Consider the following 24,356-nt stretch of genomic DNA (forward strand, 5'->3'; position numbering starts at 1 on the left):
AAGGTTCTAATGCGATAGTTTCTGTTAACCAAGGGTTGGAGCAACCCTTTGCAAAAGGCGACGGAACATCACCATGCCAAAACCAACGCAAAACGGGTTTTATCTTGCGCTGCTATGCGCAGGCCTCGTCCTTGCCGGTGGCGCAGCCCATTCCATGGCCAATACAAAGGCAGGCAACCCGACGGACATGCTTTTATCCGTCACCGCAGCACAGCAATTGTTTTCCGATGCCCCTGACGGGGTCGATCCCATGGTGACCGGCCCGGTCAGCGCCGCCTTTGAAAAACGCCAGAAGGATGCCGGTTGCGCAAAGGCAACATGGCCGAATGTGCCCACCACCTGCTATCCAGGCTAAACCAGACCACGCTTTTCCATCATCGCATCTGCTGTCGGCATCTTGCCACGGAAAGCCGTATAAAGCTGTTCCGGGTCTTTTGAGCCACCAGCAGCATAAATGTTGCAGCGCAACCGCTCAGCCAGTTCAGCATTGAACGGATCGCCCGTTTCCTCAAACGCGGCAAAAGCATCGGCATCAAGCACTTCCGACCACATGTAGGAATAATAGCCCGCTGAATAACCATCACCGGCAAAGATATGGGCAAAATGCGGTGTGCGATGACGCATGGCGATGGTATCGGGCATGGCAAGTTCGGCCAGCGTCTGCGCTTCAAAGACAAGCGGCTCTGCCGGAGCATCCGGTCTTGCATGATAGGCCATGTCTACAAGCGCCGAAGCGGTAAATTCAACCGTAGCAAAGCCAGCGCCAAAGGTCTGGGCTGCCAGCATCTTGTCCAGCAAGGCTTTTGGCATAGGCTGGCCGGTGCGGTAATGGCGCGCATGTTTTTCCAATATGGAGGGAACCGTCAGCCAGTGTTCATAAAGCTGCGAAGGCAGTTCGACAAAATCGCGGCTGACGCTGGTGCCCGAAATGCTGGGCCAGGTCACATCGCTGAGCAGGCCGTGCAGCGCATGGCCGAATTCATGAAACAGGGTTTTGGCCTCATCCATGGACAGCAGCGCCGGTTCACCCTTTGGCGGCTTGGCAAAATTCATGATGTTATAAATGACCGGCGTAGACCCCTCCCCCAGCCGATAGCCGGAGCGCAACGAACTCATCCATGCCCCGGAACGCTTGGAAGGACGAGCAAAATAATCGGCTAAAAACAGGCCGCGCTCAGAGCCATCGGCATTTTTCACCGTAAAGACGCGCACATCCTCATGCCAGGCGGCAATGCCGGACTGCTCCTCAAAGCGGATGCCGAACAGACGGCCAGCCACATCAAAACAGGCGGCAATAATATGGTCGAGCTGGAGATAGGGTTTTAATTCGGTCTCATCGAAGGCAAATTTCTCGGCGCGCAGTCTTTCCTGATAAAAGCGCCAGTCCCATGCCGCAAAAGCCTCATTGCTGCCCGCTTCCCCGGCCAGCCGCTCCAGTTCCTTTTGATCTTCCAAAGCTTTTGCCAGCGCCTTTTTCCACACCGGGTCCAAAAGATCATGAACCGCCTGCGGGGTCTTGGCCATGGTGTCATCCAGTTTCAGCGCCGCATAGCTGTCATAGCCAAGCAGGCGGGCTTTTTCAGCGCGCAGCTTCAGCGTGTCCTGAACCACTTTGGTGTTGTCACTGGCCCCGCCATTTTGACCGCGCATGGTAAAGGCGCGCCATGCCACTTCGCGCAAAGCACGGCGCTCAGAAAAACTGGTGAAAGGCTCATAGATCGAGCGCGACAGCGTGATGGCATAGCGCCCCGCCTGCCCGCGCAAAGCAGCCGCTTCCGCCATCGCATTTTTGAGAAAATCCGGCAGACCGGCAAGGTCATTGTCATCGACAAACAAGGCCCAGTCGCGCTCATCGCTGAGCACATTCTGCCCAAATTCAGTGCCCAGCGACGACAATTCCTCATTGATCAAGGCCAGCCGCTGTTTAGCGCGACCTTCAAGTTTTGCGCCCGAGCGCACAAACCCTTTCCAGCTTTTTTCCAAAACCCGCAGAGTCTCACCATCCAGCCCAAGCGCATGGCGCATGGCATAAAGCGCATCAATGCGGGCAAACAATTGTTCATTCATGGCGATAAAGGTGAAATGACGTGCCATTTTGGGTGAAATCTCACGCTCCAGCTTCTGGATCGCCTCATTGGTGTTGGCACCCGCCTTGCACCAGAAAATAGCCGACACCCGCGCCAGAGGCTTGCCCGCAAGCTCCAGTGCAACAAGCGTATTTTCAATGTCAGGGGCAGCTTCGTTTGCGGCAATCACCTCAATCTGAGCTTGATGCGCGCTCAGCGCTGCATCAAAGACCGGCCCGAAATCCGCATCATGAATGCGGGTAAAATCCGGCAGACCAAGCGGTCCCGTCCAGAAAGTCAACGGATGGCTGGCAAGGTCAATGGTCTGTGCGCTGGACATAAAACACCTTTCGGCAGATTGGAATTGCATAGAGCATGATCTTGGAAAAGTTGCAGACTTTTCGGATAAGGTCATGCGTATAAACAAAAACCTGGAGCATTTTACCCGTTTCCATAAAAACAAGAAATGCTCTAGAGCCTGTCTCTTAAACTTAAGAACCCATTTCAAGACACAGGCTTTAGTATAGATAAATTGCCATATGCCGGAGGCAATCATTCGTGACACTTGATCAGCTCAGGATATTTCTGGCAGTTGCCGAGCGTGAACATGTGACACGTGCCGCTGAAAGCCTCAATCTTACCCAGTCAACGGTCAGCGGCGCGATCGCGGCGCTGGAAGGCCGTCACAACATCAAGCTTTTCCACCGCATCGGGCGTCGGATCGAATTGACGGCGGAAGGCCGGATTTTTGCCGGTGAGGCGCGCACCATTCTTGCAACGGTGCAAACGGCGGAAGCGATACTGGCCGATCTTGGCGGTGCGCCGCGTGGCGTCCTTTCCGTTTTTGCCAGCCAGACAATCGCCAGCTACTGGCTGCCGGAGCATCTGGTAAATTTCCGGCAGCTTTATCCGCAGGTCGATTTGCGGCTGATGGCGGGAAACACCGCCCAATGTGTGCAGGCAATCAATGTCGGCTCCGCAGATCTCGGCTTTATCGAAGGTGTTATCGATGATCCGGGCATTTGGGCTGAACGTGTCGCCTATGACCGCCTGGTGATTGTGATCGGCAAGAGCCATCCCTGGGCGGGAAAGGAACTGCGATCGCCTGTGGATCTGTGCAAATTGCAATGGGTATTGCGCGAGAACGGATCAGGGACGCGGTCCAGCTTTGAGCAAGCCATGCGCGCCCATGGCGTGCAGCCATCCGATCTGGATGTGGCAATCGAATTGCCTTCAAATGAAGCTGTGTGCAATGCGGTGGCCGCTGGCCAGCTTGCCACTGCTGTTTCTCAATCCGTCGCACAGGCGGGTGTCGATGCCGGTCGGCTGGTCATTGTGCCGTTTGAATTGCCGTCGCGGGCATTTAATGTCATCCGCCAGCGCCAGCGCCATCAGACACGTGCTGGCAAGGCGTTTCTCAATATGCTGGCTGGCAGGGCCGGGCAGACCGACTGAACCGGATTTTCTTGTTTTGACCGCATTCAGGCTTGCGCCAGATGTAACCATCTGACAGCAAAACGCTCTAGTCCTTTTTTTTTACGCATGTCTTTATCTCGAAACTGGTTCCCAGTTCGAGAGACAGGCTCTAAAGACCAAGATCGCTCAGATCAGGACCATTGGGCACGATGCTATTGGGGTTGAGCGATTTGATGGAATAATAGCCCTTCTTGATGTGGTCGATATTGACCGTTTCGCGCACGCCTGCAATGTCGAGCACCCGCTTCACATAGGTGCTCAGATTGGGATATTGGGACAGACTGCGTACATTGCATTTGAACAGGCCGTGATAGGCCGCATCAAAGCGCACCAGCGTCACAAACAGGCGAATATCGGCCTCGGTAAAGGCCGTACCAAGCAGGAACGGGGTGTTGTCCAGCCGCGTTTCAAGTTCGTCCAGCATGGCAAAAACGCCGTGACAGGCTTCATCATAGGCAATTTGCGTGGTGGCAAAGCCAGCGCGGTAGACGCCATTATTGAGCGCCGGGTAAATGCGCGCATTGAGTGCGTCAATGTCGGCTCTTGAAGCTTGTGGGTAAAGATCGACGCTTTCATCGGCAAGCGCTCCGAAGCCGGAATTGAACATGCGCACAATGTCGGCAGATTCATTGTTGACGATGGTGTTGCGCTTCTTGTCCCATAAAACCGGAACGGTGGCGCGGCCGGTAAAATTGTTATCGGCGCGGCTGTAGAGTTCATGCAGATAAATCGCGCCGTTCACCTCATCCGTGTTGGAACCCGGATAATTGCCAAAGCGCCAGCCCTGATCGGTCAATTCCGGCTCCACCACCGAGACGGAAACGACATTGTCGAGCTTTTTCAGCTTGCGGGCAATCAGGGTGCGCGAGGCCCATGGACAAATATAGGCGACATAAAGGTGATAGCGGTCGGCCTCGGCGGCAAATCCTGCTTCGCCGGTCGGCCCGGCGCTGCCATCGGGGGTGACCCAGTTGCGGAAGCTGGAGGTCTGGCGCACAAAGCCGCCCTTTGCGTCCTTTGCCTGGACGGGTTGCCAATCTTCGGTCCATTTTCCGTTTACGAGCATGCCAAAATTCTCAAATAAACCGGCGTTCAGCTTGTGTGCTCAAACCGTGCCGCACTGTGATTGTGAAGAAGATGACATTTATCTGATCAGGAGATAACCCTGTTGAAAAGAAGATGATTGCATCTGAAATGGAAGAAATTCTCTACAGGAATTTACCGGGCGAAAGACCCGGAATTTGCTGCAATGGCTCCAACTGTGCGCCGGGATGCGTTTGCAAAATCCATCCTCGTCAAGACAGTCATGCCCGGCATCATCGTTCTGGTCACTATCTATGTCACGGTTGATAAAACCGGCGTGCCGATAGGGTTTTCTCCGGTCACGCTTTGCTGCCGATTGCGTTGAATTGTCTGCCGCGTAAATGCAGTTCAAGCATTTTATTTGAGTGGAGTAAAACCGCTTAAAGCGTGTCGCGATCTTTCAGATTCACGCAACACGCTTTAAATTTTTGTTATTACGCATGTCTTTACCCCGAAACTGGTTCTTAAGTCTCGGGAGACAGGCTTTAGAGCATCGGACCAAAAAGTGGAATCGGTTTTTGGATAATTCCGATGCTCATTCAAAGAGTTAGAGCGTCCTTTGTGCGTCCGACAGGACGCACGGCGCTCTAGGCGATCTCCAGAAACCGTCGTTCCAGCTCAAGCAGGGCTTGTTGCAGGGCTGTGCAAGCTTCCATGTCCAGTTGAAGGGCAAAGGTCTTGCCGGTGTCATCCTCGACAATCACCTCGGCGAGGCCGGAAGCGTCGGCCTGCGGGGGCATGATTCTGATGATTGAGGGAACAGATATCTTGACCATGATAGCCACTGACTATCCGACATTTATGACAATCATGTCTCAATCAGAAAAAGGTTTGTGGGCTTTATGCGGCGCTTTTGTGTGAATATGATTGTATAAAACGCCGTTATGCGCCATCGTTTTCAGCAATAGCTTTTTTCACATCAAAAGCGGCAGCTCCTTTTTTAAAAGAACGATGGTTCTGATTCACAAAACGCTTCCCCGCCGCACAGGCAAGGCGGCGCCCGGTTCGGAAGGGGCCGAGGCAAAGCCGCTGCCGGTTGTTGCACACCGGCTGCGGCAAATATTGCGCGATGATAAAAATCTGGCCGGCCAGACAAGTGCCGACCTTGCCCTGACGGCGGGGGCAGCCCTTGCCGGGCTTGAGTTTCTTGTGCGCCGGCATGAGGCAGGGGCGAAGGCAGGTTTTGGCGTCTGGCGTCAGCGACTGGCGCTGAGCGCGGCTGCACGCACCGTGCGTGCTGGCGGGCGCAGTGAAGATGAGGCTGCTTTGCGTGATGCAGTTTTGTTGACACGTGCAGGCGATGATCCGGGCCCGGCCGGGCAAATAGCGCATAATTGGCAGCGGCTGGTAACGCGTCCTGTAAAAACGCTGCTGACGCGGGAACATCTTGCCCTTCTCGTTAAAGGTTTTGGCTATGCAGCGCGCGAAAGTCGGGCTCTTGATGAACTGGCGGACGAACTTGCCCTTTTGGTGCAAAGTCCGGGACTGGCGCAAAGTCTTTCAGGGGCAGTGATTGCCTGTGAGCGGCATGGGCTGGGGCAGGCTGTTGGCGCGCTCGCTGCCGATCTGGTGCTGGCCCGGCGACTGGGCTGGGACCATGTGGTGCCGCTGCTTGGCGTGCAAGGGCTGGCGCGGCGGCGCATGGCGAGCATGGCGCGCATGGACGGTCAGCCAGCCCCGGCTTCACAAGAGGATCAGGACCTGAAAGACCTGCTTGTCAGGCTGGCGCGCGCGGCCTTGCATGCGCATGATCTGGCTGTGACATTGGAGCTTCGGGCGCAAAAACTTCTTCTGGCTGCGCCAAAACTGCGCGCCAGGGCAGCCTTGCAAATTGTTGAACACTTGTTGAATGAGGATGGGTTGATTGCCACACGCAGTGTGCAGATGAATGGCATCAGTGAACGTGGCTTGCGCCGTCTGTTTGATCGGCTGGTCGAGCTTGGTGTGGTGCGGGAACTGACCGGACGCCCGACATTTCGTATTTACGGTCTGTGATGGTGGATCCGCATTTGACCAGAACGCGCCGGAACAATGAGCAACGGCCGCTGCTTGACCGGGAGCTTGAGCATCTGCCGGCCGATATGCGCTGGCGCGAATGGATGGCGCGGGTTGAGGCCGTCATTTTTGCGGCCAGCGAGCCGGTAACCCGCCCCATGCTGGCGCAGATTATCGGCAAGGATTGCAATCTTGATCTGCTGATTGCCGATATTCGTGAAGAATTACGGGGGCGGCCCTATGACCTGGTTGCCGTGGCGGGGGGGCTGGAAACATCTGACCCGCCCCGTTTATGGCGATGCCATTCGTGCCGCCCTTGGCGGGGAGGAGGGCGGTTCTGATCTGCGGCAACCGGAAATTCTGGTGTTGATGATGATTGCTTATTTCCAGCCCATCACCCGTGCGCAATTGTCTGATTTTTTCGGTCGGGAAATTTCGCGGGATCTGATCGGCATATTACGCCGGGCAAAACTGATTGCTTCAGGCCCGCGCAGCCCCACACCCGGTGCGCCCTACACCTATGTCACCACAAAAGATTTCTTGCTGGAATTCGGGCTTGAGACGCTGCGCGACCTGCCGGATTTTGAAGCGCTGGAAGATGCGGGTCTTTTGTCAAAGGACAAATTGCTGGCAGATGTCTTAGAGCCTGTCTCTCGAGACTTGAGAACCAGTTTCGAGATAAAGACATGCGTAAAAACAAAAGCTTAAAGCGGGTCGTGTGAATCTGAAAGATTGCGACACGCTTTAGAGCAATGAAGGCGGGATCGGCAATTGTGTCAAAACTTCAATTGAGCGATCCTCAAGCAGTTCTGAAAAAGGCCGATCAAAGGCTGCAAGCCTTGTGTCACGCTCGATATTGAGCGCTGCAATTTCATCTTCATAAAGCGCGACAAGCCCGGTCAGCCAGCGATTGACCAGATAATCGGGCGTTGCAAGTTCGACATTAAAGCGCCCCAGCAGCGCATTTGTGGTGGCCGCATCATGCCACTGGCCGCCCACCACCCATTGATTGACGCTAAACAGCCGCGTCGGGCGGCTTTGCGCGTCAACGCCAATGGCGACAAGATGACAGGCAGGGCTTTGGCGTCCGTCTGGCCGCACGAAACAATGAAAATGGCCGTGCTCGCCCTGTGCGGCGCTGTCGTCATGGCAATGATAATACCATTGCGCCCCTTGCACCGGATCATAGACATCCGGTTCTGGATAATGTTTCCAGGTCAAAAGCCCATCTTTTGGCAAAACCCGGTCCAAAACCCGCAAGCCGGATTTTGCCAGAATGGCCTCGCAATAGGCAATTTCCTGACGGGCGCGGGTTTTGACATCATTATCCATTACAGCAGACCTGCTGAACAGGGGTTGAGATCAGCCGACCCCGGTTCTGGCAAGGGAGCGGGCAAGGGCGCGGCTGCCCCATCGGAGCTGTATTCATTGGCAATGTCATCATAATTGCGCTCGCCCGGTGCCGGTGGTGGGGCAGCAGCCGCGCAAGGGTTGAAGCCTTCTTCCTGTGCAAGGGTAGCCACAGGCGCCTCACTGGTGACATGATCTGCAACAATGGCCCCGATCGCGGCCAGCATGGATGCGGCAAAAAGCGTTGTATTCTTGTTGCTCATGATTTTTTGAACCCATTAAGACCGAAGAACGGGCGCGCCAGAATGCCGCCAAGGCTGCCAAGATAGGCCATGACCAGCCACACCCAGCCATGCAGGCTGCCTGAGGCAATGCCGGAAAACAGCGCGCCGATATTGCAGCCGAAAGACAGCCTTGCCCCATAGCCCATAAGCAGGCCGCCAAGAATGGCTGCCACCCATGACAAAAGCGGCACCTTCACCTTTGGCGCAAATTTCCCGGCCAGTGCAGCAGCCAGTGCGGCCCCTAGAATAATGCCGAAATTCATCACTGAAGTGACATCATAAATCACGCTTTGGCGAAGCGCGTTGGCCTGCGCAGGAATTTTCCAGAACGCCCAGTCGGAAACCGGAATGCCAATGGCTTCAAAAGCTTTTGCGCCCCACAGGCCAAAGCCATAGGTCACCGACCATGTGTGCCCGGCCAGAAAAAGCGTCAGGACATTGCCCAGCGCCAGCACAAGGGCTGCGAAAATCAGCGGCCATGGGCCATGCAGAAAGTTTGACGGCTTAAAATCGCGCAGCCCTGAAAAGACGGATTCAACAGAGCCATGCCGCCGTTTTTCAACAAAGGCCAAAAAAGCGATGATGATGGCCAGCCCGGCCAGTGTGACAAGCGTGCCGCCCATGCCGCCGAATGTGTCGCCAAGGCGCACGATTGGCATGGAGGGAAGCGCCAGCCAGAACGGCAGATGCCAGGTGCCGATCGTGGCCCCGGTGATGAAGCCAAGCAGGGTGACCAGCATTCGCGCGCTGCCGCCGCCAACGGTAAAGAGCGTGCCTGAGCCGCAGCCGCCGCCAAGCTGCATGCCGGCGCCAAATAAAAAGGCGCCAAACACCACAGATACGCCTACCGGCGCCCAGGCGCCCGCAAATGTGCGGCCCATGTCGAAACTGCCGCTCATCAGCGGAATGAAGATGATGGCGGTCAGCCCGATCATGATGAACTGGGCGCGCATGGAGCGGCTGCGTTGCTCGGTGGCGAAACGTCTCCAGCCGCCGGTAAAGCCGAAAGAGGCCTGATAGAGCGCAAGGCCCAAAAGCCCGCCGGTTAAAAACAGCAATGCCTGCGTCACGCTGACAATCAGTGCAAGGGCTATGGCTCCGGCAAGGAGTGCAACACTGACCGTCAGGAGCGGCGGCAAATCAATGCGCGGCTTGCGCAAGGGTATATCTAAAATCGCAGTCGTCATGGGTCCAGTTTCTCAATTGTGCCTGCCTTATCCCATGGCAGCCCTGTTGCTTGAAGCAATGCCGTTCCATGCAATGTACCTGTTTTGAAATATAAGCGCGTGGATTTGACTGCTGGCAAAACCCCATTCCTTCCGGTCGCGGCTGCACAAGGCTAATTTGTCAAAAAATATTATCCCAAAAAACATTATTATTGAGGTTTAGACTGTGAAATATCAATCATTTCGTGCTGTCGCGCTGGCGCTGGCTGTTGCTTTTGCGACCGCCCCTCTGGTGAGCCTGCCTGCTGCTGCCGAAACCGCGCAGACCGAAGAAAGCCGCGCCCGACTTGTCCAGTATGAGCCGGGTGTGACCGATCTTGCCGCTATCGCCGCGCAGGAAACAAAAGCGGTTGTCTTTTTCTTTGCCACCTGGTGCCCCAATTGCATTTTGACCCTGACGGAGCTTTCCGAAAAATGGTCCGATATTGAGCCGGACATCACTGTGATCATTGCAGATTACGATACGGAAACAGACTTGAAGGCAAAATATGGCGTCACCTATCAGGACACATTCGTTCTTCTCGACAAGGATGCCAACAGCGCAAAGCTGTGGAATGCCGGCGGGGTTGCCGGGCTTAATGAAAATACCCGCTAAATGAGCCTGTTTTTCGCATTTGTTGCGGGCGTGGTGACGGTCTTGTCACCCTGTGTCTTGCCGCTGCTGCCTGTCATTCTTGCCAATTCGGCAATTGGTGGGCGGCTGCGCCCTGCGGGCATCATCATCGGCTTTGCCCTGTTCTTCAGCGGCGTCACTTTGGCTTTAAGCCTGCTGGTGCGCCAGTTTTCGATCCCGCCGGACATTCACCGAACAGTGGCGGCCCTGATCTTTATTGTTATGGGGCTGGTTCTTGCCGTGCCTGTTTTAAAGAGCCGGTTTGAAATGCTGGCCGCCCCCCTTGCAAACCGTTTTGCGGGGGCTGGCACGTCATCGGGCTTTGGCAGCGGGCTGTTGACGGGGGCTGGCCTTGGCCTTGCCTGGACACCATGTGTGGGGCCGATCATGGCGTCTGTCATCACGCTGGCGCTCAATCAGCAGACAACATGGCACTCTTCTGCAACTGCCCTTGCCTTCAGCCTTGGAACGGCCATTCCCATGGGGCTGGCCGTGCTGTTTGGCCACCGCCTTTACAAGCGCATCAATGTTCTCAAGCGCCATAGCGCCCGCATCCAGCAGATCATGGGGCTGGTGATCCTGCTGGTTGGGCTGGCCATCTGGTTTGGATTTGACCGGACATTCCAGATTATCCTGTTTAAAATCTTTCCCGGCTGGGAAGCGCTTTTGACAGGCTGGGAACGTCTGGTCGTCAACTGATTTCAAGATATGCGCTAAAATAAGAAAACTGTTTCGCATCCATGCCCGGTTTTGGCAGTCTGTTCATTGTTTGCATCGGTAATCTTTGGGACATTGCGGCATCGAATATCTCGAAAGGTTTTTTCTCAATGTTTTCCTCAACCCTTCACCAGTCCGCCAAAACCCTTCTGGCCGCCAGCGCCCTGTCTGTTGCAGCCCTGACCATTGCAGCCCCCGTCATCAGCGCCGCAATGCCGGGTTCGCTGATCAGCATGGCCGCTCAGGCGCAGGAAGCCGGCTATCCGATTATCGTCAGTGCCGAGCAATTTGCCGAACTTGCAGACAAGGGTGCAAAAATCGTCGATGTGCGCCAGCCGGCGGCTTTTGAGAAAGGCCATATTCCCGGCGCAGTCAACCTGCCCTGGGCGGCACTGAATGTTTCGGAGCGTGATGGCATCCGCAATGAGTTTCAAGATGATGCCGTGATTGAAGAGGTCATTGCCGCCGCCGGTCTCAACAATGGCGAAACGCTGGTGATTTATGACACTACGTCACTGCCGGGTCGCGCCTTCATTGCGCTTGAATATGCAGGCTTTAAAAACATCCATGTGCTGGATGGTGGCGTGGGAGCCTTTACCGGAACATTGGAGACCGGGCCTGTCGAAGTTGCCGCCAGCGATTTCAAGATTACCGACAAGCATGACATGCGCGTTGACAAGGCCTATGTCGAAGCCCGGCTCCAGTCGCCCGAGGCTGTGATTGTCGATGGTCGCAATTCGGATGCTTTTGTCGATGGACATATTCCGGGCGCAAAGTCGATTGTCGCCTCACGCCTGTTGAGCGAGGATCGCAAGGTTCTGCCTGAGGATGTCATCAACAATCTGCTGATCTCGCGCGGCATCGACAAGAACAAGGAAATCCTGTCCTATTGCGGTTCGGGTGTTGCTGCTGCCAATAATTATATTGCGCTGCGCAATCTGGGCTACACCAATGTGCGCATCTATGATGAAAGCTGGGATGAGTGGAGCCGCGATCCGGCAGCCGGACAAGCGCTTGCGCTCAACAATTATGCCTTCACCGGCGAGGATATTTCCCAAAATGACGCGCAAGGCCCGCATTTCCTGAGTGCCGAACAGGTTCAGGAACTGTCTGGCAATCCGGACGTGGTTGTTCTGGATGTGCGCGCCCCATCTGACTATGCAGCGGGTCAGATTCCAGGCTCCGTCAACGTATTCTGGGACAGCACCTTGAATGATGACCGGGTTTTGAAAAACACGGATGAGTTGCGCAAGCTTTATGAAGAAGCAGGCGTAACGCCCGACAAGCAGATCATTTTGTTCACGCGCGGCGGCGTTCAGTTGACCCATTCCTATACGGTCTTGTCACTGCTGGGCTTTAAAAATGTGAATTTCTTCACCGGCAAGTTCGAGGGCTGGGAAAACGGTGCGATGCGCCGGGGCTAAAGCATTTTGCAGCCAGATGGATACATCTGGCGTCGCACAAATGCGGTTAAAACAAGAACTTGGAGCATGATCTTAGAAAAGTTGCAGACCTTTCAGACAAGATCATACGTATAAACTAAAATATGACCCCCGAAGCTGGGAACCAGCTTCGGGGGTCAATTCATGTCTGCACGCTGCATGAGTGCAAAGATCATGCGGGCATTATTGCCGGTTCTTTTACCGATACAGACCTGGTCTGCGGCCTTGTTTCAGCCAAGGCGGCAAAACACCAGTCCGCCACGCTTTGCACGTCCGGTGTCAGCTTTGTCGCCATATCGCTGGCAAAATCGAGGAAAGATGGCAGGTTCAGCCCATTGACCCCGACCAGAACCGGCAGCCCGCGTTCCAGCGCCTCGGCAATTACGCCGGTCAGTCCCTTGCCTTCGGCCTCCTGCTTGCCAAATTTATTGACGATCAGAAATTCGGCCCCGTCCAGCGCCTTTGTCACCCATAAGACAGACTGTTCCAGCACTCCGGCATCAAGCCGGCAGCCGCGGGCTTCAGCGCCCCGGTCAACGCTGATGCGCACAATGGGTCCATCCGGCAACAGGCGCAGATCCATGTCGCAATGGCGGCGGTCACTGCGCTCGATATTGGTCTGCACCGTGCCTGCCAGAGCTATGTTGCGGGCTTCAAGGCGGGCCACAACATCGGCCAGCAGAAGATCGATCTCGCCGCGGCCCTGCACACTGACATATCCAAGCTGCATTATCTTATCCTGCTTTTCTGACCGCTGAGTGCTCAACCTTCTCCGGTTTTTCGTTCAAATCAATCCCGGTCACTGTGGTTTTGGCGGCAAGCGCATCAATATAAGCGCGGCTGGCGCGCACCCATCCGGTTTTTTCCTGTGCTTCGCGCAATTGCGGCAGGACAGTGGAAAACGGCAAAACCTCGCCACGAACCCGTGCATCGAGCCGGATCAGATGAAAGCCATAACGGCTTTCAAGGGGCGTTTTTGAAATTTCGCCTTCTTCCATCACGGCAAGGGCAGCTTCAAATTCAGGCACGGTATCGCCCGAAGCCAATTGACCAAGCATGCCGCCATGTTCACGCGACGGGCAGGCGCTGAACTGTTTGGCCAGTGCCGCAAAACGCCGTGGATCGCGTTTTAATTCAGCCAGAACCGCCTCGGCCTGCTGGCGCGCCAGCAGTGTTGCGCCCGCATCCTCAGGGTTGGCGGCAAACAATATATGGGCTGCCTCAAACAGCGATGGCCCGCGAAACCGCTCCGGTGCATCATCATAAAGCGCGCGCAAGGCCGCCTCATCGATTGTGGCCGCCGGAATGGCCTGTTCCAGAAGCTGGCGGATCAACGCCTCATCCTGCGTTTCCCATTTGCCTTCTTCCAGCTCGATCGGCGCAGCCTCGATATTTTTTGTGCGTGCCTCCTGCAACAGCGCTTCACGCAACACCAGCGCCCGCGCTGCTGCCTTCCATGCCCAGCCTGGCTTGCTGCCTTTGGGCATGGGGTGGTTTTGTGCTTCTGCGGCAATCGCTTCAGGGGCGATGGTGATGCCGTTAACGGTGACCGGCACCGGCGCGTTGGTCAGATCAAGAACTCTCATTCTCCCGCCTCCATGCGCGGCAGCGGCTCGAGGCCGGAGCGGGCCGGTTTTGCCCCCCGCCTTGAGCGCACGATCTGATAGCCCGGCCGCCACAGATAGCGCACGGGGGCCGAGAACATATGGACCAGCCGCGTGAACGGAAACAACAGGAAGATCGTCAGCCCAAGGAAGATATGGGCTTTGAACAGCCAGTGGACGCCAACCAGATAATCGGCAGCCCCGGGGCGTAAATAGATGATGCCTTGCGCCCAGTTCATCAGCTTGACCATTTCTGCGCCATCAAGATGGTTGAGCGAGACAAGGATCGAGGCCAGCCCTAAAACAAGCTGGGCCATCAACAGCACCATGATGCCGGTGTCGGCCAGTGTGGAATTGGCGCGGATGCGCGGGTCAAACAACCGCCGGTGCAGCAGCAAAACACCACCGATCAGCGCCATGATACCGGCAATGCCGCCAAGCCCGATGGCCATCAACTGCTTGGCTTCATGGCTGACGCTGAGAAAATCAAAAATCTGGATCGGGGTCAAAAGCCCGACCAGATGCCCGGCAAAAATGGCCAGCACACCGACATGAAACAGCACCGAGCCGAGAACAAATTGCCGTTTGCGCAAAAGCTGGCTTGATTTCGATTTCCACGTAAAAGGATCACGATCATAACGGATGATGCTGACGGCAAACATCACCGTGATGGCGATATAGGGATAGACGCCAAAGACAAGATAATTCATATCAGCCTCCCATTTCGCGCGGTGCCCCGGCAGGCGCGGGGTCCATACGGGCCAGAATGTCACGACTGATCGGGCAGCCTGCATTCGGGTCGGGGCCAAAGGTCACCATCGCCTCTTCCCACACCGCATCAAGGGCTTCCAGATCTTCGGGATTGTCGTCTTCCTGTGCCAGAAGCGCCTGGGCTTCTTCTGTGGAAGCGTCGGCGGCGGCAATCGCCACCAGAGCCTGAAAGACGGCGGCATAGACGCTGCCGCGCCGCTCCAGGCGCTCGGCCAGCGCCAGAATGATATGACCGGCATCGCTTAAAACAGACTGGGCCTCAGTCACCGGCCTGGTCGATAAGAATTCAAGCAGCACCGGCAGATGGTCGGGCAGTTCAACGCCTGCCAGATCAAAGCCGCCTGCCCGATAGGTTTCAAGCAAATCGACCATGGCCCCACCCCGGTCGCGGCCTTCGCCATGAATATGCTCAAACAGATTGAGCGACAGGGTCCGCGAGCGGTCAAACAGCAGCACATAGCGCTCTTGCAGATCATAAAGATCGTCTGTTTCAAGCGAGGACAAGAGCGGCTCCAGCGCATGAATCGAGACTTGCGTCAGCAGCCCCTCGTCAAGAACGGTCCTGATGGCCGGAATTGCCTCCTGAAGCTCGGTCTCAGGGTAAGTCAACAGGGCGGAAAGCGCCTTATAGGTTTTCATGCGATGAACTCCTGTGGGCTGCGGAATTTTTTAGCCCCAAACAGCGATTGTCCCGAATGGCCGGATGAGCAGCCATTGCCATCGGTGAAACCGCAGCCGCTCTTCAGGTCATAGGCATCTTCAACCAGTTCGCGATGCGTGGTCGGGATGACGAAGCGGTCCTCATAATTGGCGATGGCCAGCAACTGGTACATCTCATCAATCTGCAACGGAGCCAGGCCAACGCGCTTGGCGACACCAAGATTGACGACGCCATCGACCGTCTTGGAGCGCATATAGGAGCGCATGGCGAGCATCCGCTCCAGCGCCGAGACGATGGGTGCTTCATCACCAGCGGTGAGCATATTGGCCAGATAACGCACCGGAATGCGCAAACTGCGCACATCGGGCATATCGTCCTGTGCGGCAATCTTGCCAGCTTCCGCCGCATTCTGGATCGGTGACAGTGGCGGCACATACCAGACCATCGGCAAGGTGCGATATTCGGGATGCAGCGGGAAGGCGATCTTCCATTCCATCGCCATTTTCCAGATCGGCGAATTTTGCGCGCCCTTGATCCAGTCTTCGGGAATACCGGCGGCACGCGCTTGCGCAATCACTTCGGGGTCATTGGGGTCGAGGAAAACGCCGAGCTGGGCATCATACAGATCCTGCTCGTTTTCCGTGGCCGCCGCTTCAGCAATTTTGTCGGCGTCATAAAGCATGACACCCAGATAGCGGATGCGCCCGACACAGGTTTCCGAACACACCGTCGGCTGGCCGCTTTCAAGACGCGGATAGCACAGGGTGCATTTTTCGGATTTGCCGGTTGACCAGTTGTAATAGATCTTCTTGTAGGGACAGCCCGACACACACATGCGCCAGCCGCGGCATTTTTCCTGATCAATTAAAACAACACCGTCATCCTCACGCTTGTAGATTGCTCCAGATGGGCAAGCCGCCACGCAGGTCGGGTTGAGACAGTGCTCGCACAGGCGCGGCAGATACATCATGAAGGTGTTTTCGTACTGGCCGTAAATTTCCTTCTGAATGCCCTCGAAATTGTAATCTTTTGAGCGCTTTTCAAACTCGCCGCCAAGAATTTCTTCCCAGTTCGGCCCCCATTCGATCTTTTCCATGCGCTCGCCCGAAATTTTCGAGCGTGGCCGCGCCGTTGGAAAAGCCTTCATTTCCGGCGCGGATTTCAGATGGTCATAGTCGAAATCGAACGGTTCATAAAAATCGTCGATTTCAGGCAGATCGGGATTGGCGAAAATATTGGACAGGATGCGCCATTTGCTGCCCTGACGCGGTTGCAGCGCGCCGCTTTTGGTGCGCTGCCAGCCGCCATTCCAGCGTTTCTGGTTTTCCCAGTCCTTGGGATAACCGATGCCGGGCTTGGTTTCGACATTGTTGAACCAGGCATATTCAACGCCTTCGCGGCTGGTCCAGACATTCTTGCAGGTGACGGAGCAGGTGTGGCACCCGATACATTTATCGAGATTGAGCACCATGCCGATCTGAGCACGTATTTTCATTCCGCTGCCTCCGGTAACTGGGTTGCGGGCTGGTCGAGCCAATCGACCTTCGACAATTTGCGCACGATGACGAATTCATCACGGTTGGACCCGACCGTGCCGTAATAGTTGAAGCCATAGGCAAGCTGGGCATAGCCGCCGATCATATGGGTGGGCTTGAGCACAATGCGGGTCACAGAATTGTGGATGCCGCCGCGCTTGCCGGTGATCTGGCTGCCGGGCGTGTTCACGATCTTTTCCTGTGCGTGATACATGAACAGCGAACCTTCCTTCATCCGCTGGCTGACCACGACGCGCGCGGTGATGACGCCATTGATGTTGAAGACTTCCACCCAGTCATTATCGACCAGCCCGGCCTTTTGGGCGTCGATTTCAGACATCCACACCACCGGCCCGCCGCGATTGAGCGTCAGCATCAAAAGATTGTCGGTATAGGTCGAGTGGATGCCCCATTTCTGGTGGGGGGTGAGGAAATTCAAGACCACATGCGGCTCACCTTGCGCCAAGGAGCGGGTCGCCTCCTTGCCGACGGTTTTCAGGTCAAGCGGTGGCCGCCATGTCACAAATCCCTCGCCAAAGGCGCGCATCCATTCATGGTCCTGATAAAGCTGCTGGCGACCGGTGACCGTGCGCCACGGGATCAGTTCATGCACATTGGTCCAGCCGGCATTGTAGGAAACATCCTCGCTTTCAATGCCCGACCATGTCGGCGACGAGATGATCTTGCGCGGCTGGGCGGCAATGTCGCGGAAGCGGATTTTCTCATCTTCCTTGACCGCTGCCAGATGGCGATGCTTCCTGCCTGTGGCCTGTTCCAGCGCCTCCCATGCCTTGACCGCCACCTCGCCATTGGTTTCAGGCGCCAGCATCAGGATCATTTCGGCAGCATCAATGGCCGTATCCAGCCGCGCCAGCCCTTTGGTCGCGCCCTCTTCAATGACGGTGCCGTTGAGCGCCTTCAGATGATGGACCTCTTGCTTGGTATCCCAGGCAATGCCCTTGCCGCCATTGCCGATCTTTTCCATCAACGGCCCGATGGAGGTAAAGCGCTTGTAAAGGTTGGGATAGTCACGCTCGACGGCGATATAGTTTGGGGCCGTCTCACCGGGGATCAGCTCGCACTCATCCTGCTTCCAGTCGGCCACCACGCTTTGCGCCAGTTCGCCGGGGCTGTCATGCTGCATCGGCAATTGCACCACATCAGCTTCAACCCCCAGAACTTCCGGGGCGATTTCAGAAAATTTCCTGGCGATCGCCTTGAAAATTTCCCAGTCGGTTTTTGATTCATAGGCCGGATCGACCGCTGCCTGCAGTGGATGGATGAACGGGTGCATGTCGGACGTGTTCATGTCGTCCTTTTCGTACCAGCTTGCCGTTGGCAGCACGATGTCGGCATAGACCGCCGTGGTCGACATGCGAAAATCGATGGTGACGAGAAGGTCGAGTTTTCCTTCCGGCGCTTCATCGTGCCAGACGGCCTCGACCGGCTTCATGCCGCCTTCCTCGCCCAGATCCTTGCCCTGCACACCGTGGTCGGTGCCCAGCAGATGTTTCAGGAAATATTCATGCCCCTTGCCGGATGAGCCAAGCAGGTTGGAGCGCCAGACAAACAGATTGCGCGGCCAGTTTTCCGGGGCGTCGGGGTCTTCGCAAGACATTTGCAATGTGCCTGCTTTCAGGCCTCTGGCGACATAGTCCTGAACATCCATACCGGCTTTTTGGGCGGCTTTTGCCACCTCCAGCGGGTTGGTTTTCAATTGCGGGGCCGAAGGCAGCCAGCCCATGCGCTCGGCACGGATATTATAGTCGATCAGGCTCAATTTTGCCCAATCGCCTGCCGGTGCGGTCGGCGATAAAATATCGGCGGCGCCAACCGTTTCATAGCGCCACTGATTGGTGTGGGCATAAAAGGCGCTGGTTGAGTTCATGTGGCGCGGCGGGCGCGCCCAGTCGAGCGCAAAGGCCAGCGGTGTCCAGCCGGTTTGCGGGCGCAGCTTTTCCTGGCCCACATAATGCGCCCAGCCGCCGCCCGACTGGCCGACACAACCGCATATCACCAGCATGTTGATGACGGCGCGGTAATTCATGTCCATGTTGAACCAGTGGTTCATTCCCGCACCGATAATGACCATGGAACGGCCATTGGTCTTTTCGGCGTTAGTGGCAAATTCACGGGCGACCTGAATGATCTTGTCGCGCCGCACCCCGGTGATGCGCTCGGCCCAGGCAGGCGTAAAAGGCACATCGGCATCATAATCGGCCGCGACATGCGCGCCCCCCAGCCCGCGATCAAGGCTGTAATTGGCGCATAAAAGATCAAACACCGTGGCGACCAGAACCTCTTCGCCATCGGCCAGTTTCAGCTTTTTCACCGGCACATTGCGGGTTAAAATCTCGCCGCGGTCATCGACTTCAAAACCGTTGGCGGCGGCACCGCCAAAATAAGGAAAATCAATACCGGCAACCTCGTCATGATCCTTATCATGGATCAGGCTGAGCTTGAGTTTGACCTCCTGCTTGCCAGCCTTTTGCTCAAGGTTCCATTTGCCCTTTTCGCCCCAGCGAAAACCGATCGAGCCATTGGGTACGACAATCTTGCCCGAGGTTTCATCAATGCCGACCGTTTTCCAGTCGGGATTGTTTTTCTCGCCAAGCCCATCAGCAAAATCGGCAGCGCGCAACTGGCGTCCCGGAACCAGCCGCTCGCCCTGGCGGTCAAGGCGCACCAGCATCGGCATGTCGGAATATTTGCGGCAGTAATCCTCAAAATAGGACACCTGCCGGTCAAGGTGAAACTCGCGCAAAATGACATGGCCAAACGCCATGCCAAGGGCTGCATCCGTGCCTTGCTTGGCATGAAGCCAGATGTCACCGAATTTGGCGGCCTCGGAATAATCCGGGCAGATGACAGCGCTCTTGGTGCCCTTATAGCGCGCCTCGGTGTAAAAATGAGCGTCCGGCGTGCGCGTCTGCGGCACGTTGGACCCCCAAATCAGAAGATAACCGGCATTATACCAGTCGGCAGATTCAGGAACGTCGGTCTGTTCGCCCCATGTTTGCGGGCTGGCTGGCGGCAGATCGCAATACCAGTCATAAAACGACATGCAGGTGCCGCCGAGAAGCGACAGATAGCGCGTGCCCGCCGCATAAGACACCATCGACATGGCCGGGATCGGAGAAAAGCCAAACACCCGGTCCGGCCCGTATTTCTTTGTCGTGTAGGCGTTGGCGGCAGCAACGATTTCGGTTGCCTCATCCCAGCTTGCCCGCACGAACCCGCCCTTGCCGCGAATTTTTGTGTAGCTTTCGCGGGCCGCCGCATCGTTCTGGATAGCCGTCCATGCCTCGATCGGGCTCATTGTCCGGCGCTTTTCGCGCCACAGTCGCATCAAGCGGCCACGAATAAGCGGGGTTTTGACCCGGTTGGCGCTGTAAAGATACCAGCTATAAGACGCGCCGCGCGCGCAGCCGCGGGGCTCGTGGTCGGGCATGTCGGGCCTTGTGCGCGGATAGTCGGTCTGCTGGGTTTCCCATGTGACGATGCCGGATTTGACATAGATCTTCCATGAGCAGGACCCGGTGCAATTGACCCCATGGGTGGAGCGCACAATCTTGTCGTGCTGCCAGCGGCGGCGATACACATCTTCCCAGTCGCGGTTTTCAATTGTCGTCTGGCCGTGACCATCGGCGAACGTATCTTTTCGCAAGGAGGTCAGAAAATTCAGTCGATCCAGCAGATGGCTCATCTTTGGTCTCCTAAAGACTATCGGGCAGGAATGGCGGCAGGCATCGCCCGACGACCGCGTTCAATATCGTGCAGCAGGCCGCCACGACGGGTGTAAACCGCCCAGGTGACGACGAGGCACAGGACATAAAAGGCAAGGAAGGCCCACAATGCGGCAAGCGGCGCGCCGGTCAGGCCGATCGAGGTGCCATAGGCTTTGGGGATAAAAAAGCCGCCATAGCCGCCAATGGCGCTGGTGAAGGCGACGATGGCGGCCGCCTCACGCTCCGACTGGCGGCGCTGTTCGTCAACGCTCCGGTCGGGATAAAGCCGGGCAATTTCCTTGCGCATGATAACCGGGATCATCTGGAAGGTTGAGGAATTGCCGACCCCGGTGAAGAAAAACAGCGCCATGAAACCGGCAAAGAAGATGGAAAAAGATGCGCTTTGCAGGCCCCAGATCACCACCAGCACCGAGAAAATCATGCCCACAAACACCCAGAAGGTGACGCGCCCGCCGCCGATCCTGTCGGCCAGCCAGCCGCTGCCAGCACGGCTCAGCGCGCCGATCAAAGGTCCGAGAAAGACGAATTGCAGCGCATTGATTTCAGGAAATGCCAGCCCCGACAGCAGTGGAAAGCCTGCCGAATAGCCGATGAAAGAGCCGAATGTGCCGACATAAAGCAGGCACATCACCCAGTTCTGGGTGCGGGTGAAAATCACTGCCTGTTCACGAAACGAAGAGCGCGCATCGGCCAGATCATTCATGCCAAGCCAGGCCAGCGCGGTTGAGACCATGATGAACGGCACCCAGATGAAACCGGCATTCTGCATCCAGATCGGGTTGCCATCTGGCAACAATTGCGGTGCGCCGCCCAGCGCGCCAAACACGCCGGCGGTGATGACAAGGGGCACCAGAAACTGCATGACCGAGACGCCCAGATTGCCAAGTCCGGCATTCAGACCCATGGCATTGCCCTTTTCCGAGCGCGGATAAAAGAAGCTGATATTGGCCATGGATGAGGCGAAATTGCCGCCGCCAAAGCCGCATAAAAGCGCCAGAACAATGAAGATCAGATAGGGCGTTGTCGGGTCCTGCACCGCATAGCCAATGCCCATTGCCGGGATCATCAGCGAGGCGGTTGAAAGTGTCGTCCACAGCCTGCCGCCAAAAATCGGCACCATGAAACTGTAGAAAATGCGCAAGGTTGCGCCCGACAATGCGGGCAGGGCCGCAAGCCAGAACAGTTGATCTTGGGTGAAATCAAAGCCGATCGAGGGCAGTTTTGAAACCACCACCGACCAGACCATCCACACGGCAAAGGCCAGCAGCAAAGCGGGGATTGAAATCCACAGATTGCGTGTTGCAATCTTCTTGCCCTTGTCGTTCCAGAATTGCGGGTCTTCCGGGCGCCAGTCGTCGATGACACGCGCCATCACCGTGCGGTCGGGGTCGTGAATTTCGGCCAGTTCGGGGAAGTTGGGCAGCCGGTCGAGCGCTGCCCCATGCGCTTGCCGCTCCATGGCGCGGATTGAAAAATGCATCCAGCCAAGCGAGACGACGACGATCAAAAGCAGCAGCACAAAAGCTGAGGTCCAGATGCCGGTGACATCCAGCAACGCGCCGAAAATAATTGGCAAGACAAAGCCGCCAAGCCCGCCGATCATGCCGACAAGCCCGCCGACCGAGCCGACATGTTTGGGATAGTAAACCGGGATATGGCGAAAGACGGCGGCCTTGCCAAGGCTCATGAAAAAGCCCAGCGCAAACAGCGTGACCACGAAAGGCCACAGTCCCATTTCAGTGGAAAAGGCAATCGGGCCATGGCGGCCGCGGATGACATAATCGGTGGGCGGATAAGACAGCATGAACAGGAAAAGCGCCGAAAAGCCGAGCGTCCAGTACATGACGGTGCGGGCGCCAAAACGGTCGGAAAGCACGCCGCCATAAGCACGGAAAATACTGGCTGAAAGGCTGAATATGGCAGCCGCTATACCGGCGGTGCGAATATCGACATCATAGACCTGCACCAGATAATAGGGCAGCCACAGAGCCAGCGCGACAAAGCCGCCAAAGACGAAAAAATAATAGAGCGAAAAACGCCAGACCTGAAGTTTCTTCAGCGGCGCAAACTGCTCGGCCAGACTTGGCGCGGAAATGCCTTGCGCGCGGCGCGCTGTAAAATCAGGATCATCCTTGGCCAGAAGATAAAAGACGACGCCCATGACAGCGATGATCGCCGCCCATAATTGCGCCACACCTTGCCAGCCCCATGCAACCAGCGCGAAAGGGGCCAGGAACGTGGTTACCGCCGCACCGACATTGCCCATGCCAAAGACGCCAAGTGCTGTGCCCTGGCTTGCCTGCGGATACCATTTGGTGACATAGGCGACGCCGATGATGAAGGAGCCACCGGCCAGCCCCACGCCAAGAGCGGCCAGCAGGAAGGTAAAATAGCTGTTGGCAAAGGTCATCGCAAAGGTGGCGAGCCCGGTTAAAATCATCTGGGCGGAAAACACCAGCCGTCCGCCAAAGCGCTCGGTCCAGACGCCAAGGATGAGGCGGATCAGCGAGCCGGTCAGCACCGGCGTGGCGATCAACACGCCATATTCAAACTCGGAGAGTTGAAGCTCATCCTTGATCGACAGCCCGATAATGGAAAAAATCGTCCAGACGGCAAAGCAAAGCGTAAAAGCGAGCGTGCTGAGCCAGAGGGCTCTTTGCTGTTGGCTGTGGCTTGGCATCATGTGACCCGTCATGGCTGGCCTCAGGCCGCCTTGGCGAGCGGGCCCTTGGCTATCTGGTTTGGTTCACGTGCCATCAAACAGGCATAAGGCACCAGTGTCGTTGATTTAGATCAATTCCAACTTTGCCGCAGGATCCGGATGATTTTTGGACGAGGAGACAGCAGATTTTCATTGTCTTTTGTCGTTAAAATAAAGGGCTTGCATCTTTTGTTGATATAATTCAAAGAAAAAATTGATAAGTATCAATTTATAAAGGCGGGGCATTCCCGAATGACTGATGATCGAAAGTCGGAATTGCGTCGCCTTCCCCTGTTTCGGGAAATGTCGACGCCGACCTTCGAGAGCTTGATGAAGATTGCCTATTCACAGGTCTTTCCACCCCGGCTCGACTTGATTGAGCAGGGTGATTTTGCTGATTTCCTGCATATCCTCATTGATGGCTCTGTTGAATTGTTCGCCAGCTGGAACGGGCGCAGCACGGTGATGGGGGTGGTGCAGCCGGTTTCGACCTTCATTCTGGCAGCCTGTGTGTGTGACGAGCCCTATCTGATGTCGGCGCGGACATTGGAGCGGTCAAGAATCGTCATGATTCCGGTGGCCGATGTGCGCGTCTCACTACGCCATGATCCTGATTTCGCCATGGCGGCGATGCGTGAACTGGCCAATGGCTATCGCGGTTTTGTGCGCCAGACCAGGAATTTGAAGCTGCGCAGTTCCGTTGAGCGGCTGGCCGCCTATATATTGCAGCGCTCAGACCATGAAAACGCTGCTGACAGCATTGTCTTGCCGGTGGAAAAGCGCCATTTGGCCTCTTATCTCGGCATGACGCCTGAAAACCTGTCACGCTCGATCAAAGCCTTGCAAGGACAGTGTCTCAAGGTTCAGGGCATGCGCCTGACCATTACCGACCGCGCGCAACTGACGGCGCTGGCCTTGCCGGACGCCGTGATGGATGAGCCGGTCAAACGCTCTGCAAGGCCTGACTCCAAGCACAATATGAATATGAGGCGCACAGCATAAACCCCTCATATCTGCCGCGACAAGGTGACAGGGTGAGATAACAGTCTTTGATTGAATGAAGCGGGGATTGAATGAGGCGGG

21 protein-coding genes and 1 pseudogene are annotated in these 24,356 nt (G+C 56.2%); 9 read left to right on the forward strand and 13 right to left on the reverse strand.

Features of this window, described 5'->3' with window-relative positions; genetic code table 11:
• Window positions 1–73 precede the first annotated feature (73 nt).
• Window positions 74–355: a hypothetical protein gene (locus ACFPLB_RS15190; protein ID WP_378231145.1), complete on the forward strand. Its 282-nt coding sequence runs from the start codon at window positions 74–76 to the stop codon at window positions 353–355.
• On the opposite strand, the gene ACFPLB_RS15195 is transcribed toward ACFPLB_RS15190, so the two are convergent.
• The gene (locus tag ACFPLB_RS15195; protein ID WP_378231148.1) at window positions 352–2,406 is read right to left on the reverse strand and encodes a M3 family metallopeptidase; all 2,055 of its coding nucleotides are present in this window, start codon (window positions 2,404–2,406) and stop codon (window positions 352–354) included. The genes ACFPLB_RS15190 and ACFPLB_RS15195 overlap by 4 nt on opposite strands.
• A gap of 218 nt (window positions 2,407–2,624) precedes the next feature.
• Here ACFPLB_RS15195 and ACFPLB_RS15200 point away from each other — a divergent pair, with 218 nt between their 5' ends.
• Window positions 2,625–3,521 (forward strand): LysR family transcriptional regulator, encoded by an 897-nt coding sequence (locus ACFPLB_RS15200; protein ID WP_378231150.1) that lies wholly within the window; start codon window positions 2,625–2,627, stop codon window positions 3,519–3,521.
• Window positions 3,522–3,651: 130 nt separating this feature from the next.
• Here ACFPLB_RS15200 and ACFPLB_RS15205 read toward each other — a convergent pair whose 3' ends face one another.
• Window positions 3,652–4,608, reverse strand: coding sequence for a glutathione S-transferase family protein (locus ACFPLB_RS15205; protein WP_378231152.1), 957 nt, complete (start codon window positions 4,606–4,608; stop codon window positions 3,652–3,654).
• A 183-nt stretch (window positions 4,609–4,791) separates the two neighbouring features.
• On the opposite strand from ACFPLB_RS15205, the gene ACFPLB_RS15210 reads away from it, so the two are divergent.
• On the forward strand, window positions 4,792–4,950 hold the full coding sequence (locus tag ACFPLB_RS15210; RefSeq protein ID WP_378231154.1) for a hypothetical protein: 159 nt from the start codon (window positions 4,792–4,794) through the stop codon (window positions 4,948–4,950).
• 262 nt (window positions 4,951–5,212) lie between these two features.
• Here the strand turns inward: ACFPLB_RS15210 and ACFPLB_RS15215 are convergent, their stop codons facing one another.
• Window positions 5,213–5,410 (reverse strand): hypothetical protein, encoded by a 198-nt coding sequence (locus ACFPLB_RS15215; RefSeq protein WP_378231155.1) that lies wholly within the window; start codon window positions 5,408–5,410, stop codon window positions 5,213–5,215.
• Window positions 5,411–5,576: 166 nt separating this feature from the next.
• On the opposite strand from ACFPLB_RS15215, the gene ACFPLB_RS15220 reads away from it, so the two are divergent.
• On the forward strand, window positions 5,577–6,620 hold the full coding sequence (locus ACFPLB_RS15220) for a DUF1403 family protein (RefSeq protein WP_378231157.1): 1,044 nt from the start codon (window positions 5,577–5,579) through the stop codon (window positions 6,618–6,620).
• Window positions 6,620–7,328 (forward strand): annotated as a pseudogene (gene scpB / locus ACFPLB_RS15225) (SMC-Scp complex subunit ScpB). Before ACFPLB_RS15220 ends, scpB begins: the two are co-directional and overlap by 1 nt.
• Window positions 7,329–7,364: 36 nt before the next feature.
• Here scpB and ACFPLB_RS15230 read toward each other — a convergent pair.
• Genes ACFPLB_RS15230 through ACFPLB_RS15240 form a run of 3 tightly spaced genes read right to left on the reverse strand, consistent with a single transcriptional unit; the run spans window position 7,365 to window position 9,441 of the window.
• Complete coding sequence (locus ACFPLB_RS15230; protein WP_378231160.1) at window positions 7,365–7,952, reverse strand: DUF6969 family protein; 588 nt, start codon at window positions 7,950–7,952, stop codon at window positions 7,365–7,367.
• Entirely contained in the window at window positions 7,952–8,233 is a 282-nt protein-coding gene (locus tag ACFPLB_RS15235; RefSeq protein WP_378231161.1) for a hypothetical protein, read from the reverse strand. Before ACFPLB_RS15235 ends, ACFPLB_RS15230 begins: the two co-directional genes overlap by 1 nt.
• Window positions 8,230–9,441: a YeeE/YedE family protein gene (locus tag ACFPLB_RS15240; RefSeq protein ID WP_378231164.1), complete on the reverse strand. Its 1,212-nt coding sequence runs from the start codon at window positions 9,439–9,441 to the stop codon at window positions 8,230–8,232. Before ACFPLB_RS15240 ends, ACFPLB_RS15235 begins: the two co-directional genes overlap by 4 nt.
• A gap of 205 nt (window positions 9,442–9,646) precedes the next feature.
• Here ACFPLB_RS15240 and ACFPLB_RS15245 point away from each other — a divergent pair, with 205 nt between their 5' ends.
• From ACFPLB_RS15245 to ACFPLB_RS15255, 3 genes are all read left to right on the forward strand, one after another.
• Entirely contained in the window at window positions 9,647–10,075 is a 429-nt protein-coding gene (locus ACFPLB_RS15245; RefSeq protein WP_378231166.1) for a TlpA family protein disulfide reductase, read from the forward strand.
• On the forward strand, window positions 10,076–10,792 hold the full coding sequence (locus ACFPLB_RS15250) for a cytochrome c biogenesis CcdA family protein (RefSeq protein WP_378231168.1): 717 nt from the start codon (window positions 10,076–10,078) through the stop codon (window positions 10,790–10,792).
• A gap of 128 nt (window positions 10,793–10,920) precedes the next feature.
• On the forward strand, window positions 10,921–12,234 hold the full coding sequence (locus ACFPLB_RS15255) for a sulfurtransferase (RefSeq protein ID WP_378231170.1): 1,314 nt from the start codon (window positions 10,921–10,923) through the stop codon (window positions 12,232–12,234).
• Between the two features lie 190 nt (window positions 12,235–12,424).
• On the opposite strand, the gene ACFPLB_RS15260 is transcribed toward ACFPLB_RS15255, so the two are convergent.
• The 7 genes from ACFPLB_RS15260 to ACFPLB_RS15290 are packed head-to-tail and all read right to left on the reverse strand — an operon-like array spanning window position 12,425 to window position 23,255.
• Complete coding sequence (locus ACFPLB_RS15260; protein ID WP_378231172.1) at window positions 12,425–12,982, reverse strand: DUF2478 domain-containing protein; 558 nt, start codon at window positions 12,980–12,982, stop codon at window positions 12,425–12,427.
• A 4-nt stretch (window positions 12,983–12,986) separates the two neighbouring features.
• Entirely contained in the window at window positions 12,987–13,838 is an 852-nt protein-coding gene (locus ACFPLB_RS15265) for a peptidylprolyl isomerase (RefSeq protein ID WP_378231174.1), read from the reverse strand.
• Window positions 13,835–14,566, reverse strand: coding sequence for a respiratory nitrate reductase subunit gamma (narI, locus tag ACFPLB_RS15270; protein ID WP_378231176.1), 732 nt, complete (start codon window positions 14,564–14,566; stop codon window positions 13,835–13,837). The genes ACFPLB_RS15265 and narI overlap by 4 nt, the downstream gene beginning before the upstream one ends.
• A 1-nt stretch (window position 14,567) precedes the next feature.
• Window positions 14,568–15,266 (reverse strand): nitrate reductase molybdenum cofactor assembly chaperone, encoded by a 699-nt coding sequence (narJ, locus tag ACFPLB_RS15275; protein WP_378231178.1) that lies wholly within the window; start codon window positions 15,264–15,266, stop codon window positions 14,568–14,570.
• Window positions 15,263–16,783, reverse strand: a complete 1,521-nt coding sequence (narH, locus tag ACFPLB_RS15280; RefSeq protein ID WP_378231180.1) for a nitrate reductase subunit beta — start codon at window positions 16,781–16,783, stop codon at window positions 15,263–15,265. The genes narJ and narH overlap by 4 nt, the downstream gene beginning before the upstream one ends.
• Window positions 16,780–20,529, reverse strand: coding sequence for a nitrate reductase subunit alpha (locus ACFPLB_RS15285; protein ID WP_378231182.1), 3,750 nt, complete (start codon window positions 20,527–20,529; stop codon window positions 16,780–16,782). The genes narH and ACFPLB_RS15285 overlap by 4 nt, the downstream gene beginning before the upstream one ends.
• Window positions 20,530–20,546: 17 nt before the next feature.
• A complete protein-coding gene (locus ACFPLB_RS15290) occupies window positions 20,547–23,255 on the reverse strand; it encodes a nitrate/nitrite transporter (protein WP_378231184.1) in 2,709 nt (902 codons plus the stop codon).
• A 270-nt stretch (window positions 23,256–23,525) separates the two neighbouring features.
• On the opposite strand from ACFPLB_RS15290, the gene ACFPLB_RS15295 reads away from it, so the two are divergent.
• Window positions 23,526–24,275: a helix-turn-helix domain-containing protein gene (locus ACFPLB_RS15295; RefSeq protein WP_378231186.1), complete on the forward strand. Its 750-nt coding sequence runs from the start codon at window positions 23,526–23,528 to the stop codon at window positions 24,273–24,275.
• Window positions 24,276–24,356 lie beyond the last annotated feature (81 nt).

It is taken from the genome of Aquamicrobium segne, from assembly GCF_042656785.1.
Taxonomy (GTDB): Bacteria; Pseudomonadota; Alphaproteobacteria; order Rhizobiales; family Rhizobiaceae; genus Mesorhizobium; species Mesorhizobium segne.